This is a genomic window from Bacillus sp. RHFS10 (genome assembly GCF_016757475.1).
Taxonomy (GTDB): Bacteria; Bacillota; Bacilli; order Bacillales; family Bacillaceae; genus Bacillus; species Bacillus subtilis_G.
In genome coordinates this window covers 75632-93184 of sequence record NZ_JAESPO010000006.1, presented here as the reverse complement: position 1 = coordinate 93184, position 17553 = coordinate 75632, and the positions used below count along the sequence as shown (strand labels likewise).

The 17553-nt window shown below is 39.1% G+C and carries 21 protein-coding genes; 15 read left to right on the top strand and 6 right to left on the bottom strand.

Features of this window, described 5'->3' with window-relative positions; all coding sequences use genetic code 11:
• Positions 1-26 precede the first annotated feature (26 nt).
• From JMN17_RS18075 to JMN17_RS18050, 6 genes are all read right to left on the bottom strand, one after another.
• A complete protein-coding gene (locus JMN17_RS18075; RefSeq protein ID WP_087993134.1) occupies positions 27-1652 on the bottom strand; it encodes an L-lactate permease in 1626 nt (541 codons plus the stop codon).
• A 31-nt stretch (positions 1653-1683) separates the two neighbouring features.
• Positions 1684-2649, bottom strand: coding sequence for an L-lactate dehydrogenase (locus tag JMN17_RS18070; protein ID WP_202328804.1), 966 nt, complete (start codon positions 2647-2649; stop codon positions 1684-1686).
• Positions 2650-3012: 363 nt separating this feature from the next.
• A complete protein-coding gene (gene amyE, locus JMN17_RS18065) occupies positions 3013-4992 on the bottom strand; it encodes an alpha-amylase (protein WP_202328792.1) in 1980 nt (659 codons plus the stop codon).
• A gap of 395 nt (positions 4993-5387) precedes the next feature.
• Complete coding sequence (locus JMN17_RS18060) at positions 5388-6536, bottom strand: tyrosine-type recombinase/integrase (protein WP_202328785.1); 1149 nt, start codon at positions 6534-6536, stop codon at positions 5388-5390.
• Between the two features lie 20 nt (positions 6537-6556).
• Positions 6557-7078: an ImmA/IrrE family metallo-endopeptidase gene (locus JMN17_RS18055; protein WP_202328783.1), complete on the bottom strand. Its 522-nt coding sequence runs from the start codon at positions 7076-7078 to the stop codon at positions 6557-6559.
• Positions 7075-7452, bottom strand: coding sequence for a helix-turn-helix domain-containing protein (locus tag JMN17_RS18050; protein ID WP_202328773.1), 378 nt, complete (start codon positions 7450-7452; stop codon positions 7075-7077). The genes JMN17_RS18055 and JMN17_RS18050 overlap by 4 nt, the downstream gene beginning before the upstream one ends.
• Positions 7453-7631: 179 nt before the next feature.
• On the opposite strand from JMN17_RS18050, the gene xis reads away from it, so the two are divergent.
• The 15 genes from xis (at position 7632) to JMN17_RS17975 (ending at position 17552) form a co-directional block, all read left to right on the top strand.
• The gene (xis, locus tag JMN17_RS18045; protein ID WP_202328771.1) at positions 7632-7823 is read left to right on the top strand and encodes an ICEBs1 excisionase; all 192 of its coding nucleotides are present in this window, start codon (positions 7632-7634) and stop codon (positions 7821-7823) included.
• A 5-nt stretch (positions 7824-7828) separates the two neighbouring features.
• The gene (locus tag JMN17_RS18040) at positions 7829-8080 is read left to right on the top strand and encodes a hypothetical protein (RefSeq protein ID WP_202328769.1); all 252 of its coding nucleotides are present in this window, start codon (positions 7829-7831) and stop codon (positions 8078-8080) included.
• Positions 8081-8133: 53 nt separating this feature from the next.
• The gene (locus tag JMN17_RS18035) at positions 8134-8394 is read left to right on the top strand and encodes a hypothetical protein (protein ID WP_202328767.1); all 261 of its coding nucleotides are present in this window, start codon (positions 8134-8136) and stop codon (positions 8392-8394) included.
• 203 nt (positions 8395-8597) lie between these two features.
• Positions 8598-8711, top strand: a complete 114-nt coding sequence (locus JMN17_RS18030) for a hypothetical protein (protein WP_202328766.1) — start codon at positions 8598-8600, stop codon at positions 8709-8711.
• 47 nt (positions 8712-8758) lie between these two features.
• On the top strand, positions 8759-9139 hold the full coding sequence (gene helP, locus JMN17_RS18025; protein WP_202328764.1) for a helicase processivity factor HelP: 381 nt from the start codon (positions 8759-8761) through the stop codon (positions 9137-9139).
• A 235-nt stretch (positions 9140-9374) separates the two neighbouring features.
• Positions 9375-10817: a coupling conjugation protein ConQ gene (conQ, locus tag JMN17_RS18020; RefSeq protein ID WP_202328887.1), complete on the top strand. Its 1443-nt coding sequence runs from the start codon at positions 9375-9377 to the stop codon at positions 10815-10817.
• Complete coding sequence (locus JMN17_RS18015; protein ID WP_202328756.1) at positions 10810-11868, top strand: replication initiation factor domain-containing protein; 1059 nt, start codon at positions 10810-10812, stop codon at positions 11866-11868. Before conQ ends, JMN17_RS18015 begins: the two co-directional genes overlap by 8 nt.
• 270 nt (positions 11869-12138) lie before the next feature.
• Positions 12139-12390 (top strand): DUF3850 domain-containing protein, encoded by a 252-nt coding sequence (locus JMN17_RS18010; RefSeq protein ID WP_202328754.1) that lies wholly within the window; start codon positions 12139-12141, stop codon positions 12388-12390.
• Complete coding sequence (locus JMN17_RS18005) at positions 12383-12649, top strand: hypothetical protein (RefSeq protein WP_167340498.1); 267 nt, start codon at positions 12383-12385, stop codon at positions 12647-12649. Before JMN17_RS18010 ends, JMN17_RS18005 begins: the two co-directional genes overlap by 8 nt.
• Positions 12650-12665: 16 nt before the next feature.
• Positions 12666-12974 carry a hypothetical protein gene (locus JMN17_RS18000; protein WP_009966625.1) on the top strand — a complete coding sequence of 103 codons (309 nt, stop codon included), beginning with the start codon at positions 12666-12668 and terminating at the stop codon, positions 12972-12974.
• Positions 12964-14028: a conjugal transfer protein gene (locus JMN17_RS17995; RefSeq protein WP_202328752.1), complete on the top strand. Its 1065-nt coding sequence runs from the start codon at positions 12964-12966 to the stop codon at positions 14026-14028. The genes JMN17_RS18000 and JMN17_RS17995 overlap by 11 nt, the downstream gene beginning before the upstream one ends.
• A gap of 11 nt (positions 14029-14039) precedes the next feature.
• Positions 14040-14288 carry a hypothetical protein gene (locus tag JMN17_RS17990; protein ID WP_202328750.1) on the top strand — a complete coding sequence of 83 codons (249 nt, stop codon included), beginning with the start codon at positions 14040-14042 and terminating at the stop codon, positions 14286-14288.
• A gap of 12 nt (positions 14289-14300) precedes the next feature.
• Positions 14301-14825 carry a conjugal transfer protein gene (locus tag JMN17_RS17985; protein ID WP_202328748.1) on the top strand — a complete coding sequence of 175 codons (525 nt, stop codon included), beginning with the start codon at positions 14301-14303 and terminating at the stop codon, positions 14823-14825.
• Positions 14713-17208 (top strand): VirB4-like ATPase ConE, encoded by a 2496-nt coding sequence (gene conE, locus JMN17_RS17980; RefSeq protein ID WP_202328747.1) that lies wholly within the window; start codon positions 14713-14715, stop codon positions 17206-17208. The genes JMN17_RS17985 and conE overlap by 113 nt, the downstream gene beginning before the upstream one ends.
• A gap of 17 nt (positions 17209-17225) precedes the next feature.
• On the top strand, positions 17226-17552 hold the full coding sequence (locus JMN17_RS17975) for a YddF family protein (RefSeq protein ID WP_084992079.1): 327 nt from the start codon (positions 17226-17228) through the stop codon (positions 17550-17552).
• Position 17553: the final 1 nt, after the last annotated feature.

Below are 17553 nucleotides of genomic sequence, written 5' to 3'. Positions count from 1 at the left end.
TGGCTGGCATGTACTGCTTTTTTTGATTACACTCCTAATCTTGCTAGAATAAATGTCCATATACAAATGATCAATAACAGAATGAGGCTGTACGCCACTGTCCGCTTAAACAGTTTAGATTCCTTGCCTGTCTGGCCGACCGCTGCGGCGGCGATTGCGATGGATTGAGGAGAAACGAGTTTCGCCATCACCCCGCCCGCCGTATTTGCGGCTAACAGCAAATCAGAACCAGCACCGATCTGCGCTCCGGTAACAACCTGCAAATGTCCGAACAAAGCGTTATTGCTGACAACAGAACCAGTAATGAACACGCCGATCCAGCCGAGAACAGGACTGACAAACGGGAACAAGTCTCCTGTTTTGGCCAGTGCTAACCCAATTGAAGAGCTGAGCCCTGCGAAGTTGGCCAGATTGGCAAACCCCATCACAAAGCAGATCGTCATAATCGGCACCCACAGCTCTTTTCCTGTCTCCTTCATGGACGCAAAGGCATCCCGACAAGAGAAATTTTTGCTGAACAGGCCTGTCACGATGACCGCCGCTAAAATCGCTGTACCAGTAGCTGACAGCAGATCGACTTTAAAGACTGCATCTAACGGCGTGGCGGATGGCGCAATCGGCGGCATTTTCATCATTTGCTGATGCAGAAAAGGCATTTTAAAAAGAAGCGTTGTTTGATACAACAGTCCGCCTTCTTGAAAAAGCGCTTTGAAAGCAGGAAGGCTCCAGATTGTGATCGCCGCAGTTAAGATGTAGAAAGGAGACCACGCTTTCGCAATGTCAGCGGTACTGTATGCCTTATTCTCACCAGCCTCGCCGGCTCCTTCCTCCCGGTAAATCTCTTTCGGCTGCCATTTGCGAAGGAAGAGCGCAAGCCCGCCCATGCTGAATAGAGCCGCCAAGATGTTTGCTAATTCCGGCCCGAGCACCGCCATTGTCAGTGTCTGAACCGCTGTATACAGCCCGCTCACAACCAATAGGGCAGGCCAAGTCTGTTTGATTCCTTTCATTCGGTCTAATAGGAAAACAAGCAGAAACGGAATCAAAAATGAGATGATCGGCAGTGTCCACATCAATGTCCGTGACAGCTCAAGAGCGGACAAATCACCAATCTGCGCCCCTGTGATCACAGGAATCCCAATCGCCCCAAAGGCTCCAGAGGCTGCGTTCGCAATCAAGCAGAGCGCCGCCGCTTTTAACGGTTTAAAACCAAGTTCGACAAGCAGCGCCGCACTAATCGCAATCGGAACACCAAAACCGGCCGCGCCTTCCAAAAACGCGTTAAAACAAAAACCAATTAATAATAGCTGTAACCTTTGGTCAGGCGAAATGCCGGCAATGCTGGAACGAATAATAGTGAATTTTCCGGTTTTCACTGCGATTTTATACAGCCACACCGCCATCAGGACGATATAGCCAATCGGCCACAGCCCGCTTCCGATTCCCAGCAAAACAGAAGAAATCGCTTTTTCTACCGGCATATGAAATGCCAAAACGGAGACGATGAAACTGACGGCTAAGGTAAGAAATGCCGCGAGAATGCCTTTCATTTTAAAAACAGTTAAAGCTAAGAGAAAAAAGAGAATTGGAGTGAGCGCCACAAGTGCGCTCACATACTCGTTTCCAAACGGATCATACAGCTGCTCAACCATTGACAATCAGCCCTTTACTCTATAGTTGCGATTAGTTGACCTTTAGTTCTGCAAAATGAGGTTTTAAAATGTTTTTGAGAACGCCGGCGCTGTGAAGAAAATGTTCTTTTTCTTTCTCATTTAAGTTCAGCTCAGTGATGCCTGCAATTCCTCCGCGGTTGACGATTGCCGGAACGCCGATGTACACGTCATCTGTGCCGTATTGTCCGTCCAGATATGTGCTGACAGTTAAAATACTGTTTTCATTATGAAGAATGGCTTTTGTAATGCGGGCAAGACTCATCGCAACACCGTAATAAGTCGCGCCTTTTTTCTCAATGATATGGTAAGCGGCGTTTTTCACGTCATCTACGATCTGGTCAAGTTCCTCTTGTTTATATGCATTATTTTTCTTAACAAGTTCACTAACCGGCATACCGCCGATATTCGCGTGGCTCCAGACAGGAAGCTCTGTGTCGCCGTGCTCGCCGATAATATGCGCGTGCACGTTTTGAGGCGCTGCACCAAAGTATTCGCTCAGCATGTAACGGAATCTGGCAGAATCTAGTGTTGTGCCGCTTCCGATCACTCGCTCTTTTGGCAGGCCGCTGAATTTCCATGTCGCGTAAGTCAGAATATCAACCGGGTTTGTCGCGATTAAGAAAATACCGTCAAATCCGCTCGCCATCACTTCACTGACGATTCCTTTGAAAATCTTTAAATTCTTTTCTACTAATTCAAGGCGTGTCTCACCAGGTTTTTGGTTTGCTCCGGCGCAGATGCAGACAATATCAGCATCCTTGCAGTCTTCATATGTTCCGTAAGATGTTTTGACCGGTTGCGGCGCAAACGCCTTTCCGTGGTTTAAATCCATTACATCGCCCATTGCTTTTTCTTTATTTAAATCAATGACCACAAGCTCATCTGTGATCGCTTGGTTCGTTAACGCAAATGCATAACTGCTTCCAACAAAACCCGCTCCGATTAAAGCTACTTTATTTACATGTTTATTCATCATTAATCATCCTTCCAAGGGTTGTTTTTCTTCGGTGTTTGTTTGTGAAGTATTTCACATTTATATTGTGCAACATTTCACAAACTTTTGCAAGAGAAAAGATTTGTCTGATTTATGAACAAAAAAGAAACCATCTATGATGGTTTCTCAGATTGTTGACAAAATGCTAAAATGAAAACCATTTTAGCATTTTGTCATCTTTTCAGCGTGATTGAAAATCTTTGAAGTCTAGGAAGGACGAGCATTGGAGCACAGCGAATGTAGGAATTCGTGAGCACCAACGCGCAGGACTGACAACGAATGCGAGGGTTTGTCGACACGCTGAGAAACCATCTATGATGGTTTCTATGAGAGTTTCCACTTCCCTCAATAAGGAAGAGAACCGCTTAACCCAGAGTTGTTATATAAACCGTTTTGAACATAATCAAAGCCAGGCTGGTTTTGGCCGGGCACTTGGGCGCTGCCGTTATTAAAAATCACTTTAGCGTTCGTTGTATCCGTATCCGCAGGAAGCGTCAGCGTGTAAATACCATCCGCATTCTTGGTCATTGCTTTTCCCGGCCAAGATCCGGTCAACTCTATTGCGCGGCCTCCATCATCTTTATAGATATAAGCATTTACTTGGCCCCAATGATTTGGATTTTGATAGCCGATAATTTTGGCTGAAGACGGGTCTTTTTTGACAAACGTGTATTCTTGGGTCCTCGTTACACCATCACCGTTCGTTCCTTTTAACGTAACGGTGTATGTTGTGCCAAATGGAGCTCCTTTTCCGATTGTTAATTGGTCTCCATCCTTAAACGCTGTCTCTTGCCCATTATTGATTTGATACACGGCTTTTGCTGTATTCGCATCTGCACGCAGGGTGATCGCCAGCTGATCATTGAAAGAATGTGTGACCCCTGTTTTATAATTCTCAAGGAAGACATGAGGCGCATTTGCGATATCGTCAGGATAAATAACAACCACAGATCTGGCATTGATCGTGCCCGTCAGTTTACCATTCGTTACTTGAAATGAACCGTCTCCAGCTTTATTATCATAGCTGCCATCAGGTAATTTTGTTGACGTATTGATAGTGACAGAAGATGAACCTGCATTTGCCAGCACAACGCCGTGCGAGCCGCGCTGATTCATAAATATCTGATTGTTTCCATTCGGATTCGAGAGCTCCTCAGGCTGTCCATCCATCACATTGTGAAATGTATTGACCGCAACGATAGCCTGATCTTCAAATAAACCACTCCCTCGATCGCCGATTTGGCTTTTCCCCGGGAATCTTACACCATTTCCGCCGCCCTCGGGTCTGGAAAAGAAGAGAGGCGTACTGCCTGAGCGGGAAGCAATCACCGCCCAGCCTAAACGAATATCGTCATCGCTCATCCATGTGGACTCTTCCTCATCATTGGCATACGTATCATGCGATTCCACCCATGTGACTAACTTGTCCGCAGACACAGCAGACGCATAATGGGAGATATTCGACACGCTCAGATTACGGTTCCTTAAAGCAGACCTCATGGAATGTCCATAATTAGATGCTGTTACATTCATATATTTCGCATACGCAGCATCTCTGGAGGCACTATCTTGCAGGATTTCTCCGTATTGGAACTCGGCAGATGTATTTGTGATATTCGGCCAAAATGGACTGCCGTAATTCCCGTCATCCGGCAGTTCTATATGTTTGGCGGCGTCAAAGCGAAATCCGTCAGCGCCGTCAATTAATGCTCGTTCTAAGAAGCCTTTCAGATAGGACTGTACTTGTGTATTTTGTGTATTCCAATCATACAGCCCGAGCAATGAATTCTGCGTGACATCCCATCGATCGGACCAGTTTTTAATTTGTGTGTTTCCATGAGTCCAATTTGGAATACTCTTAATCTCGTTAGAAATCGCAGCATAGTCACTGGTGGTATGATTGATCACAGCGTCAACAATGACCTTTACGCCATATTCTTCAGCAGCAGCGCACATTTCTTTAAATTCTTGTTCAGTACCTAAGTAACGGTTGCCAATTTGGTACGATGTCGGCTGATACAGCCAGTACCAGTTCGACATGCTTTTGTTTCCTTGGTTCCCTTCCTTTACTTGGTTAATCGGAGACGTCTGAATGGCTGTATATCCTGCATCATGAATATCCTTCATATTGTGTTTTAACGTATTAAATGACCAATTCCAGGCATGAAGTATGGTCCCGTCTTTGACCGATGGCGCTGTAAGCTCATTCGATTTGTCCGCTGTTTCAGCATTCGCAGCCGCCGGTCCTGCCAGAACCAAATGAAACAGCAGAAAAAATCCAGCGAATAACGGCAGTAAAGAGGTTTTGAACCGTTTTTCAAACATTATTGACACTCCTTATTTAATTATTAAAGACTTAATGCGGAGTCAAACATATCCCTCTTACTTCATTCTTCCGCTTCCTCCTTTCAAACTGATGTGAAGACTGGAGAATTTTGTTAACGCTTACATTTTAAATTATCACAATCACTCTATCAAAACAACTTAGTAGAGTGAATTCAAATCCATGTGCCTATCCAACTAGAAAACGCTGCCCGGAACATGAGCCGTTTTCCCAAACAAAAAAAAAGAAACCATCTCACCTAAGATTGAATATGGCTTCAAATAGTTAATTATGTTGGAATTTCAGGTGTTTTTTATGTTTATTTTTCTTGTTTTTTATATTTTCTCGTGTGTTTTGGAGTACAGTTGGTGAGCACTCAGATTGGTAAGCGTCTCATTTAAAATAGTTCATCTAAACGATCTGCAAGTTCTTTTTGTCGACTAGGAAAAAGATGTCCGTAAATATCGTAAGTTGTTGTGGTTCTCTTATGACCTAAACGTTGTGAAATGATATAAATGTCTTCTCCCCTATTAATAAGTAAGGCGACATGTGAGTGTCTGAGTTCATGAATGCTAATTGGTGGTAAATCAAGATTATGCTTCTCGCATACTCTCTTTATGAAATTTGTTAAATATGCGCGGTCTGGCGTTTTATAATCAAATTTAAAAATCCTTGTTTTTTCAGATTGTTCTATACCGTATTTTCCAAGACCTTCTTTTTGCTTTAATTTCCACTCTACAAGTAAAGATGCTAATTTTTTATTAATTGTAATTACTCTTTTGGAACTTGGAGTTTTGGGGTTTGTAACAAGAAAATCATCTCCTTGTTTTATTTTTGTTAGTGTTTTATTTACTTTTATTTCAAAAGTATATTTATTAAAATCTTTCCACTCTAACGCTAATTGTTCACCCATTCTCACGCCTGTAAAATAAGCAAAAGTATAATATAATTTCTTGAAAAAATCCTTATATTTTTTTTCATCAAATATGCTGACAAATGTTTGAAACTGTTCTGGAGTCCAGAACCTAATATCCTCTTCATTCAAAGCGTCTTTAATTTGCAAGTTTTTTATTTTCTTCGTTGGATGCTCTGATAAAAGGTTTTCCTCGATCGCTAAATTAAATATATCTTTTACATAAGACATAATCTTATTGATGTATGTATGCTTTAGATTATCTTTTTGGAGTGATTCTCTATATTTTAAGATTTCATGGTGTGTAATGGATTTGATTGTGGAATTTTTAAAATAAGGGAGTATCCTGCTATTTACTATATTCTCTACAGCTTTGTACGTGGATGACTTTATTTCGTTTTTTTTAAACGTTAAGTATTTTTCGGTTAGTTCCGAAAATGAATATGCGGTGCGTTTAACACTACTTGGCATATCGCCATTATGAAATTTTCTACGTGTTGAATAGTAAATTTCTTCTGCTTCTTTAGCAGACGTCGCAATTTTTGTTGTTCTTCTTCTTTTACCTGTGATTGGGTCTATCCCTAAACTTATATCAACTCTATATTTACCATTTGGCAATTTTCTTATAGGCATATTTGAATTACCTCCTTACTTCAAATGATATTTAAAATCATATTTGGAATATTATTAGAGTTGTGTAAGGGGAAAAATTTCATTTGTTCTAGTTTTAAGTTCATTACTGATAGTGGGATGTTAAAGTATGATGCTAACTGGATGTTAGATAAATGTTTTATGTAAGGTAACTCATCATATATCATCCTGTCAGTAATAAGAAGTTCTGCGGCAAAAATGTCAGCTTGTCTTTCTAGTTTTTCTTCTAAAGTAATTGAGCAATTTAGCATTTTAAACGTGTTTAATTGTTTGTGTAAGAAGTAGTGTCCAAGTTCATGCGCAACAATGAACTTCTTGCATTCTCTGTGCTTAGCTACTTGAATAATGTATTGATCTTCTTCTTCGTAATACTGAAGAAAACCATTTAATTTTTGGCCTAAGTTACTTTCAAGAATAGGAATACTTAGGATAGAACAAATTTCATAAGGGTCATTGTAAGTGAATTTTTTTATAATCTCCTGTGCTTTGTGTTTTATCGATTGATTTGTATAAATTTTAATCACTCTTTCTTTTTCTTCATGGCATCAACATATTTTATTCCATTGATTAATGCTTGTTTAATCAATTGGGCTGTTTCCTCATCTATATCAGCGTTCCTCATTAATAATAAAGTGTCTTCTCTTTTTAATTCTTCTATTGCTTCGTTAATTGATTCGTCTAATTTTGAGGACTTCTTTTTTTTAGTTCCTAACAAGTGGTCTGCGGATACATTGTAAAGCTCTGCTAATGCTTTTAAAGTTTGTGTGTCTGGATCGCGTCTTCCTCCTTCGTAATTAGATAACACCTGACTTGTAATACCTAATTTTTTTGCGGCTTCTGTTTGAGATTTATAACCAGCTTTCAATCTGGCTTCTTTTAATCTTTGTCCTAATGTCATTTTTATATCATCCAATCGCTTTTAAAAGATATTTGAAATTATTTCTTATTCATTATGTTTTTTTATATTGTGTTTGTATTTTTATTTTAATCATTTTGTTTCAAAAAATCATTGACTTATACAAAAAGTTTCAATATAATTAAATTATCAACATATCGTTTCAAAATGGAGGGAGAAAAGTGGATGACTTTCTTAATGTAGATGACATTGTTAAATTGCTGAAAGTTAAAAAAGGTAAAGCATATGAAGTCATTAGACAGTTAAATGCACAATTAAAACAACAGGGATATAAGGTTGTTAAAGGAAGAGTTAACAGACGTTATTTTGAAAAGTGTTTCTTATATGATAGTAATCAAAGTAAAACGGGGTAAATTGTATGAACTTACATCAGACACATTCGTTTATGCGGGAAGCAGTTCCTTTAGCCAGACAAATGGAAGGCGATTGGATAGCACGAATGAAAATTGCTCTGAATTCAGTCATCATAAATCATCATTTGAACCTTCCCTTAACAAATGAAAATGTTAATGAATTACTGCGAAAAGGCGTTTCATATCGCAAGTTATGTAAGCATTACGGCATTGGAAGAAAAGACATTGAAAAGCTGCGACAATCATCCATAGTGTGACGTTATATACCACTATAGGGAGCCGTTAAGAATCCTTTGAAAGGGGGGATGCGATGAAAATAAGGGTGAATGCAACAATCATTACTGATGTTGAAGCTTTAAAGGCTGATAAGGATTTAAATCATTTTAAAGACTATGCCACGTGTGAAACATTTGTTGTTGATGCTGATAATTATTTGAAGGCTAATGAAGAAATATCTGAGCTTTTAAAAGGTTGGAATTGGTGGTGTATCTGGTCTACTCGTCCATTGAGTAAGAAGGATAACCAAGTGTTTACTTTGTATAACGATGATTTGTATAACTTATGTCGCTAGGAGTGTTTGTTCCTTGAAAACTACATATACAAAAAAAGCGCCTTGACGAATGATCATCAAGAACGCCGTGTAAAGATTAGACACCTTTATTATACGGCACTTTTATAAAAATGTCATGCGTGAGTATTTGAGTGATGAACAGCAATCACTTTAAATGCTGTAGCAGGCTAGAATAAGCGTGCGGAATAGCTGTAGTCAGCTTTATGGCTATAATTAGCCTACTAGGTTGCCATGAGGGCGTAAAGCCGTTAGCAACTGATAAGCGCCAAGATGGATACAGAACCGGAGCGAATCCAAAGTATAAAATTGAAATTTAATGTTCTTTTGAAAATAAATAATAAAAAATGAAATGGGGATATGAAAAATGAACTTAAACTTTATTGTACCGGATATCAATATGACTTTTGGAGACATGAAATTCATGGGACTTAACAAAGAAAGATATGTTTATGATCGGGAAAACAATAAGCGTACTGACATACTGGAATCTAGGATTTATAACATTGCTAGTGCTGTTCAAGGTGGTCAAATTGAAGTAACTATTCCTGAGTATGCAGGAGCAAAAGAAATCCCTGCTTTTGCTGACATTGAGTTAAAAAACCCAAAAATTAGCGCTATAGCGACTAGTCAAAGGGATTCAACCTTTGCCAATGTGATGTGGAAACTTGAAGCTGATGATATTGTTGTAAAAGGCGGTTCTTCTGTGAAACCTGCGGCGGCAACTGGCGGGAATGATAAGAAATAATTTGTTGATATATTAATGTTGAAGGAAACGGAGGTAATGACGAAGTGAAGACCGTTAAATCTGTGTACTTTGAAAATGTCGTTATCCCTACAAATGAACTCGGCGAATGTCATTGTTGTGAGGAAGACAATGCCGTAGAGTATTATCAAGAAGAAGTCCCGAGAGGTTATGTGTGGGAAATGTATTGTCACTCTTGTAGAGAAAAATCGTCGGGGTATGAATTCTAATGATCAATATGAGTGATTTCTTTAATAAAAGGTTATGGAAATACAGGGGCAAACGAATCCGCCCGTACATGAGAAATAACGTAAAATTAGCAGGCGCAATCATCTTTGTGCCTGTTTTTTTATTGTCTATGTTCATCTTTTGGAGAGAACAACTGATTCATTTTGATATATCTCGAGTAATAAAACACTTTGAGTGGAATGTGCCTTTGATTATTAAAAGCGTTTTATGCTCTGTGTTAATTGCTGTTGGAAGTATAGCTGCATCTTACTTTCTTTTCTTTAACAGTTATAAGAAAATCCTTCATAGACAAAAGATCGCAAAAATGATTTTCTCCAATAAGTATTACGAGAAAGAAAATGTGAAAGTAAGAAAACTCTTCTCAAATGAAACTGACACAAAGGAAAAGATCGCATACTTTCCTAGAATGTATTATCAGGTCAAAAACAATCACATTTATATTCGTATTGCTATGGACATGAGCCGTTTTCAGAATCGCTTCCTAGACTTAGGAAAGGATTTGGAAAACGGCTTATTTTGTGACTTGGTTGATAAGCAAATGGAAGAAGGTTTTGTATGCTTTAAGCTTCTTTACGATGTGAAAAAGAATCGTATTTCTATTGATGATGCAGTAGCAGAGAATGGAGTCCTTCCGTTAATGAAGCATATTTCATGGCAGTTTGATAAGTTGCCCCACATGCTTATTGCGGGTGGTACAGGTGGAGGAAAAACATACTTCATGCTAACGATCATCAAGGCATGTGTTGGACTGGGGGCAGATGTAAGAATATTGGACCCTAAAAATGCTGATTTAGCAGACTTGGAAGAAGTGCTTCCGAAAAAGGTTTATTCCCAAAAGAACGGTATTCTTATGTGTCTGAGAAAGTCTGTGGACGGCATGATGGAACGAATGGATGAAATGAAGCAGATGCCTAACTATAAGACAGGTGAAAACTATGCCTATTTAGGCTTAAAACCGGTTTTTATCTTCTTTGATGAGTATGTGGCGTTTATGGATTTGTTAGATATGAAAGAAAGAAATGAAGCCCTTTCTTACATGAAACAGTTAGTCATGTTAGGGAGACAGGCGGGTTATTTTCTCGTTTTAGGCGCACAACGTCCAGATGCAAAATATTTGGCTGACGGTATCCGTGATCAGTTTAGTTTCCGTGTGTCATTAGGTTTAATGTCTGATACGGGTTACGGAATGATGTTTGGAGATGTTGATAAAGCATACGTGAATAAAAAAGAGACAGGGCGAGGATATGCCAATGTTGGTACTGGTTCGGTGTTGGAGTTTTACAGCCCTATCGTGCCGAAAGGATATGATTTTATGTCGTCTATTAAAGATTCGCTGGCTGGAGTCGAGGGAGCGCAGGCGACGGCAGTCGCCAGCGGCAGCGTAAGCGACCAGGCGGCCAGCGGCGAAGGAGTGAGCGAAGCGAATGGATGAGCTAAAACAACCCCCCCACGCTAACAGGGGGGTAGTAATCGTAAAAGAAGAAAATGAAACCGTTGAAAGTCCTTTAGTATCAATGGTTGACTATATTCGAGTCTCTTTTAAAACTCATGATGTTGACCGAATTATTGAAGGAATTCTTCACCTTAACAAAGACTTTATGACTGAAAAATCGTCTGGTTTCTATGGCTACGTTGGCACGTACGAACTGGACTATATCAAAGTCTTTTATTCTGCGCCGGATGATAACAGAGGTGTTTTGATAGAAATGTCCGGTCAAGGTTGTCGTCAGTTTGAATCCTTCTTGGAATGTCGGAAGAAAACATGGTATGACTTCTTTCAAGATTGCATGGCGCAAGGCGGTTCATTTACTCGCTTTGACTTGGCGATTGATGATAAAAAGACGTACTTCTCTATACCGGAATTATTGAAGAAAGCCCGAAAGGGCGAATGTATTTCACGATTTAGAAAATCGGATTTCAATGGCTCCTTTGATCTATCTGATGGCAATACAGGTGGAACGACAATATATTTTGGTTCTAAAAAGTCAGAAGCGTACCTTTGCTTTTACGAAAAAAACTATGAACAAGCAGAAAAGTATAACATTCCGTTGAAAGAACTAGGCGATTGGAATCGTTATGAACTGCGGCTTAAAAATGAACGTGCACAAGTTGCAATAGATGCTTTATTGAAAACAAAGGATTTAACCTTAATCGCTATGCAAATTATTAATAACTATGTAAGGTTCGTTGATGCTGATGAAACCATCACTAGAGAGCATTGGAAAACGAGCCTTTTTTGGTCTGAATTTATAGGTGATGTTGGGAGACTTCATTTGTACGTCAAACCACAAAAAGACTTCTATCAAAAATCAAGAAACTGGCTTCGTAACTCTTGCGCTCCCACTATGAAAATGGTGCTTGAAGCTGATAAGCATCTAGGGCAAACTGATCTGTCAGATATGATCGTAGAAGCTGAACTGGCAAAAAAACATGAACAAATGTTGAATGTGTTTATAGCTGATGTTGCTGACATGGTCGTTTAAAAACAAGCTGCTAAATCTTTATAAACACAGGTGATGCGATTAAACGTATGTGTCAACGGTACCGGAACGAAGTGAGGATAAGGAGTTGACATATTCAGCGCCACCAAAACCCTCTTGGCATTGAACAAACAACCGTTTGTTCCTGCCTACCGGCGAGGGAGTCCCCCGATGATTCGGGGGAATAGGGGGATAGATTAACAGCAATCCAACGGGCTTCCGTTGGTGGGTTTGGGTGAAACCCAAGATATTAAATAAGAAAGGTGTGCTGTCATGGTAGTGCATCATCTTAAGATATATCCAGAGTACTATGAAGCTGTATTAAAAGACGTAAAGAAATTTGAAATTCGAAAAAACGACAGGTTCTATATGGTCGGAGATACGCTGGTACTTCATGAATGGATGGATGAATTTACTGGGCGGAAATTAGAAGCGCAAATTATATATATTACTGATTATAAACAGCGTCCCGGTTATGTGGTTCTTGGCATTGAAAGAACTAAAGGGGGGATTGTTCATGTTTAATATTAACCTTTTGAATCAGGCCCGACTAGAGAGTGATTTGGAGTCTCTTGGCTGTTTAGATATTGCTGAGGAATTGATTGAAAAAATGATGGAAGATGTCTTTTACAGTGATGTTGCTCAAAGGGTCATAGTCCAAACTCTTGCGGTTATAGATAACGTGAATGCCAAACTTCAAGCCACATTTAACATACTGGAGGATGAAGACGCCGAGACAGATGAAAGAATAGTAGAGTTTGAAGGAATTAGCTACTACCAATAAGGGGTGAAAATGTGCGTTGTCTGCTGTAGACAAACGATTCAAAAGCTTGGGTTTTAATGTTGGTATTCCCTCTTTAGTCTTTGTAAGAAGTTTAAGCAGAGACTGCATGTTGGTTGTCGAGGGCGAACGAGTAAAAGGGTTTGCTGAATATCGTTACACATTCTACAAGACAAGGTATTTGCCGGACGGTCGAATGACTAGCTTAAAAGTTTATATGGAGAATCAAAGCATAAAAAGGGTGTTACATCGTGTAGCATCCTTTTTATCTTTCTTGGAAAGAACGAAACAAATTGAACAGAAGGAGTGTGAAAAAGTTGCTCAATAAAGAAATCAGCTCTGATAAAAAAGAAGATTCATTTTTTCGGTCTGCCTTTCAAAAACTGAAACGAATTGAAAGACCGGAAAAAGATAAACAAAAAGTACCTCGCGACAGGTCGAAGCTGATAGCCGTCACATTGTGGTCTTGTGTAGGAGGCTTGCTGTTCATCTGCTTGCTCGCTGTGCTTCTGTCAATTAATACTCGCTCTCAACTTAATGACATTAAAGATGAAGCGAATAAGCCAACAAATGACGACAAACAAAAAATTTCGGTGACTGCTGCCGAAAACTTTCTGTCAGGGTTCATCAATGAATACGTCAATGTAAAGAACGATCAAGAATCTATTGAAAAACGTATGCAGAGCCTTGAAAGCTACATGGTGAAACAGGAAGATAACCATTTTGAGGATGAAGATCGCTTTAATGTAGATGGCTTAAAAGGTGATCGAGAGTTAAAGGGTTATAGCTTATATAACGTGAAAGAAGGTGATAAAAACAGCCTTTTTCAATATAAGGTCACATATGAAAATTTATATCCTGTAGAAAAGGAAGTTGAAAAAGAAGTTAAAGACGGAAAGAAGAAAAAGAAGGTGAAAGAAAAGGTTAAAACAAACGAGAAATCCGAAAAACAAATGTTGCTGAATATTTCAGTCACAAATAAAGGTGATTCCTTTGCGGTGTCTGCTGTTCCTTACTTTACACAGATTTATGATCTGAAAGGCGATATTGCTTCTAAGGGTAAAGAAGACACTAGAGACGAATATGCAGGCGAGAAAAAAGAATCTATCGAATCATTCCTTCATACTTTCTTTGAGAAATACGCTTCTGAAAAGAAAGAAGAAATGGTTTATATGATGAAAAAGCCGGAAGCGTTGGAAGGAAACTTGTTATTTGGGGAAGTGCAGTCAATGAAAATCTTCGAGACGAAAAAAGGTTTCGAGGTTTTTTGTGCTGTTCGATTTAAGGAAAAAGAAAATGATATTCCGGTAAATGAAAAATTCAGTTTGGAGATTACGGAAAACAGCGGTCAGTTTTATGTAAATAAACTCAAACATCAATAGGAGGTTTAAATATGGATTTCGTGAATTTCTTTATTCTTGGCGCAGACCTTCCAACACTTGGAGGGGTAAAAGGATGGGCATCAGATGTTGTTGTCCAATTCATTACGATCGTGGTCATGTTCATAGCCGCAAAGCATCTTACTAAATTAAAAATGGGCGGCATTATTTTTGTCTGCTGTATTGGCAGTGCGGTGACTTGGATTATTAAACACTGGTCAGAATTCTCCGGCTGGATCAATGCACTAATGGAAAAATTGTAAGGGGGCATTTGAATGAGTCGTCTGGTGTTCAACTATCGGAAGGCAATGAGAGAGCCGAAAAAAATTCAGCAATTAACCGACAACTATTCATTACCTTTTGCAGTTGAATTAATACCGGCTATTAACTACTTCATTTTTGTTGGTATCTGCTTTGGATTTTGGTACGGCGTGAGGATGATTTTTCCTCACGCTTTTGATAACAGTTTCGTCATCGTGATTTTTGGAATACCAATTTTTTTAACAATGCTTGTTACGAAAATAAAGCCGGAAGGCAAAAACATCTATTTATACTTCATTGATTTTGCAAAGTATTACTTCTTCATCAAGCTTCCACAAAAGAAGTTTTGCAATGACCGAAAGGTTGATTTAAGTAATGAAAAACAAATTGAGTTTCGAAAACTTGTGAAGGTGGTGGATTATTCGAATGAGACTAAAAACGCCTATGAAGGCAATACACAAGAATTTGCTGTTAACAAGAACGGGCGACGTGTGGGCGTACTACCGAATAAAGAGCAATTCGATTCCTATGCAAAATAGAGAAAAAGTTGAATCGTATAAAAAGAAGTGGCAGCATCTTTTTGAAGAAATTACATCCTATGAGGATTTCCACTTGATGATGTATCCAAGTGAGTATGAATTGGAAAAACGATTTAAGGACTTAGAAACAGATATTTCGGCAGACGCAATGGATGTGACTCGTTACTACAATGAAGAAACAGTAAGGCTGTTAGAACAGCGATTAGGAAGGCTGACAAAGTATGATTTCATTTTAGGTGTAAAACTGAAAAGCAGTCTTGTCAATATTAGTGTCGAACTAAAAGATAATATTTTATCTCTATTCAATACGGCGACTGATACTGTTGTAAAAATGCTCGGGTGGGAACAAAATGTTTCCACCTCTTTTTTTGAAAAATATGAGGAAGTCGAAGAAACACTAGCCAATATCATGGCTTCTGTTCGCGGAGAACGGCTTGCAGAATCAGAAATGACATACATTAACCGTTATCACTTTGTGCGTGGATTGAAACACCAGACGAATGAGGAAAGTGAAATAAAGGATGTTCGCTCTATTACAAACACTATCATAGACCCCACTGACCCATCAGTTTTACATCTGCATAGTGATCAAGATGAAGGCTATACGGCTTTTGTGGTGATTGATGAATTTCTCCACAACATGTCTGAAAGTGATTTGTTTTATGAAGCGCAGTCTCTTCCCTTCCCTGTCGAAGTCCAAATGAAAATTCAAACGGAATCAAAATCAATCACAAAACCTGCCCTCAACCTCAAAAAACAGCAACTAAAAGAAGAACAAAAAGAACAACAAAGTACAGGTGATCGAAGTGATGTCTCCACTGTCACAAGTGCAACGATGGTTAGACATTTACAAGATGAGATTAAGAAAGAAGAAGTTCATTTGATGAACTGGCTGTCTGTGATTGTCGTTCATGGGAAAACAAAAAAAGAATGTGTGGGTAAAGCAACAATTGTCAAAAGACACTTAAAAGGCGCTGGCATTACATGTCGCCTTCCGGTAGCTGATCAACTGAACCTTTTTTATAAAATGCTTCCCGGCGAAAAATTGGATATAACCGACAAGAACTGGATTCAAAAAACGACACAAGATGGAGTTGCAGAAGGTCTTTTCGCTGTTAACTCTGATATTGGTTCGAAAATTGGGTTCTTCCTTGGTTGGGTTGACCGTTTCCAAGAACACACTGACTTAGAAAGTGCCATTATGTCTAGCCGTGATTTTGTGTTATTTCACCCGTTTTTAGCCAATCAGCAGTTAAAGGGTTCAAAGACCCGTTCTCCCCACTGTCTGATCACAGGAGACACAGGAAACGGCAAGTCGTATTTGGCGAAATTGATCTTTAACTATATCAGCATGTTAAACATCAAATCTCTGTATATAGACCCTAAAAAGGAAATGAGGAAGTGGATTCAAAGAGTCTTGAATGATGAGTACATTCGGGAGAACTTTCCCTTATATATTGCACATTTAGAGAAATACAACTATATCACGCTAGATCATGAAAACACGCACAACTGGGGAGCGCTTGACCCTATCTCCTTTCTCCCTCCTATGAAAGCGAAAGAGCTTGTTCAAGTCATTTTTGAACAAGTATATGACTTTAAAGGGAAAGACGATGTGAACACAGCCTTCCTTCGTGCTACGTCGGAAGTAATTGAGGCAAAACAGAAAGGTGAACAGGTCGGCTCACTTGATATTATTCGGAGGATGCAGAACCATCCGGAAGAAGCTGTACAAAAAGCTGGTGACTATTTAAATGAGGTCGTGTCAGATTCCATTTTGAAACTTTGTATTCATGATGGTTCAAATCCTGCATTGTCACTTGAAAAGCGAATCACCATTTTAGAAGTTGAAAATATGGATTTGCCGGATCATGCTGAGCGACTTGAGAACTATACCATATCACAATTAAAGTCTAGTGCCGTCATGTTTGCGCTTGGTAAGTTCTGCGAACTATTCGGCATGAATCAAGATGAACAGACTGTTGAATTTATAGATGAAGCGTGGATATTTACCACGTCACAACAAGGAAAAAAAGTAGAAAGACAAATGCGCCGGATTGGTCGCTCATACAACAATGCGGAATACTTCATTTCCCAATCCACAAAAGACGCTTTGAAAGAAGAAGATTCCGGAAACTTTGGCGTTGCCTTCGCCTTTGATGAACCAAACGAACGTGAGGAAGTGTTGAAATGGATGAACATGGAGGTCACAAAAGAAAACAAAAAAATGATGGAATCCATGTTCCAAGGTCAATGCTTATTTAAAGATTACTATGGCCGTACCTCCAAAATTTCAATTGAATGCCTATTCGAAGAATGGCAAGGTGCTCTGAAAACAGTTGAGAAAAAAGCTGTCGCATATGCGGAAGAAAAATATTTGTAAAAGGGGTTGAATCGTACATGGAAATAGCTTTCTTAAACTCTCTCGTTGTTACGAGTCCAGGCTTTTATAAAGCAGAAAAAATCACATTGGACGAAGTGAAACAATGGCTGAATCATTATGAAGGTCGATATAAAAGTTTTATTGGGCATAAATCAACGGCACAGTTTCTGCAAAAATTATTAGGCATCAAGATTGAACAAAACCGAAAGACTTTTAGGCATATGAAATATCAAAAAGCAATCTGTTTCTCTTTGTATGAACGATATCCCGAAAACGTACTGCTAACGCAGAGAGACTTAGAGAAAGCCAGATACCAATTTTATTTATTAACTCGATTAGATTAGG

Bases quoted from the DNA above. Each gene is read 5' to 3' on its own strand.
- JMN17_RS18075 (WP_087993134.1), bottom strand. From the start codon at position 1,652: ATGGTTGAGCAGCTGTATGATCCGTTTGGAAACGAGTATGTGAGCGCA.
- JMN17_RS18070 (WP_202328804.1), bottom strand. From the start codon at position 2,649: ATGATGAATAAACATGTAAATAAAGTAGCTTTAATCGGAGCGGGTTTT.
- amyE (WP_202328792.1), bottom strand. From the start codon at position 4,992: ATGTTTGAAAAACGGTTCAAAACCTCTTTACTGCCGTTATTCGCTGGA.
- JMN17_RS18060 (WP_202328785.1), bottom strand. From the start codon at position 6,536: ATGCCTATAAGAAAATTGCCAAATGGTAAATATAGAGTTGATATAAGT.
- JMN17_RS18050 (WP_202328773.1), bottom strand. From the start codon at position 7,452: ATGACATTAGGACAAAGATTAAAAGAAGCCAGATTGAAAGCTGGTTAT.
- JMN17_RS18040 (WP_202328769.1), top strand. From the start codon at position 7,829: ATGAACTTACATCAGACACATTCGTTTATGCGGGAAGCAGTTCCTTTA.
- JMN17_RS18035 (WP_202328767.1), top strand. From the start codon at position 8,134: ATGAAAATAAGGGTGAATGCAACAATCATTACTGATGTTGAAGCTTTA.
- JMN17_RS18030 (WP_202328766.1), top strand. From the start codon at position 8,598: ATGGCTATAATTAGCCTACTAGGTTGCCATGAGGGCGTAAAGCCGTTA.
- helP (WP_202328764.1), top strand. From the start codon at position 8,759: ATGAACTTAAACTTTATTGTACCGGATATCAATATGACTTTTGGAGAC.
- conQ (WP_202328887.1), top strand. From the start codon at position 9,375: ATGAGTGATTTCTTTAATAAAAGGTTATGGAAATACAGGGGCAAACGA.
- JMN17_RS18015 (WP_202328756.1), top strand. From the start codon at position 10,810: ATGGATGAGCTAAAACAACCCCCCCACGCTAACAGGGGGGTAGTAATC.
- JMN17_RS18010 (WP_202328754.1), top strand. From the start codon at position 12,139: ATGGTAGTGCATCATCTTAAGATATATCCAGAGTACTATGAAGCTGTA.
- JMN17_RS18005 (WP_167340498.1), top strand. From the start codon at position 12,383: ATGTTTAATATTAACCTTTTGAATCAGGCCCGACTAGAGAGTGATTTG.
- JMN17_RS17990 (WP_202328750.1), top strand. From the start codon at position 14,040: ATGGATTTCGTGAATTTCTTTATTCTTGGCGCAGACCTTCCAACACTT.
- JMN17_RS17985 (WP_202328748.1), top strand. From the start codon at position 14,301: ATGAGTCGTCTGGTGTTCAACTATCGGAAGGCAATGAGAGAGCCGAAA.
- conE (WP_202328747.1), top strand. From the start codon at position 14,713: ATGAGACTAAAAACGCCTATGAAGGCAATACACAAGAATTTGCTGTTA.
- JMN17_RS17975 (WP_084992079.1), top strand. From the start codon at position 17,226: ATGGAAATAGCTTTCTTAAACTCTCTCGTTGTTACGAGTCCAGGCTTT.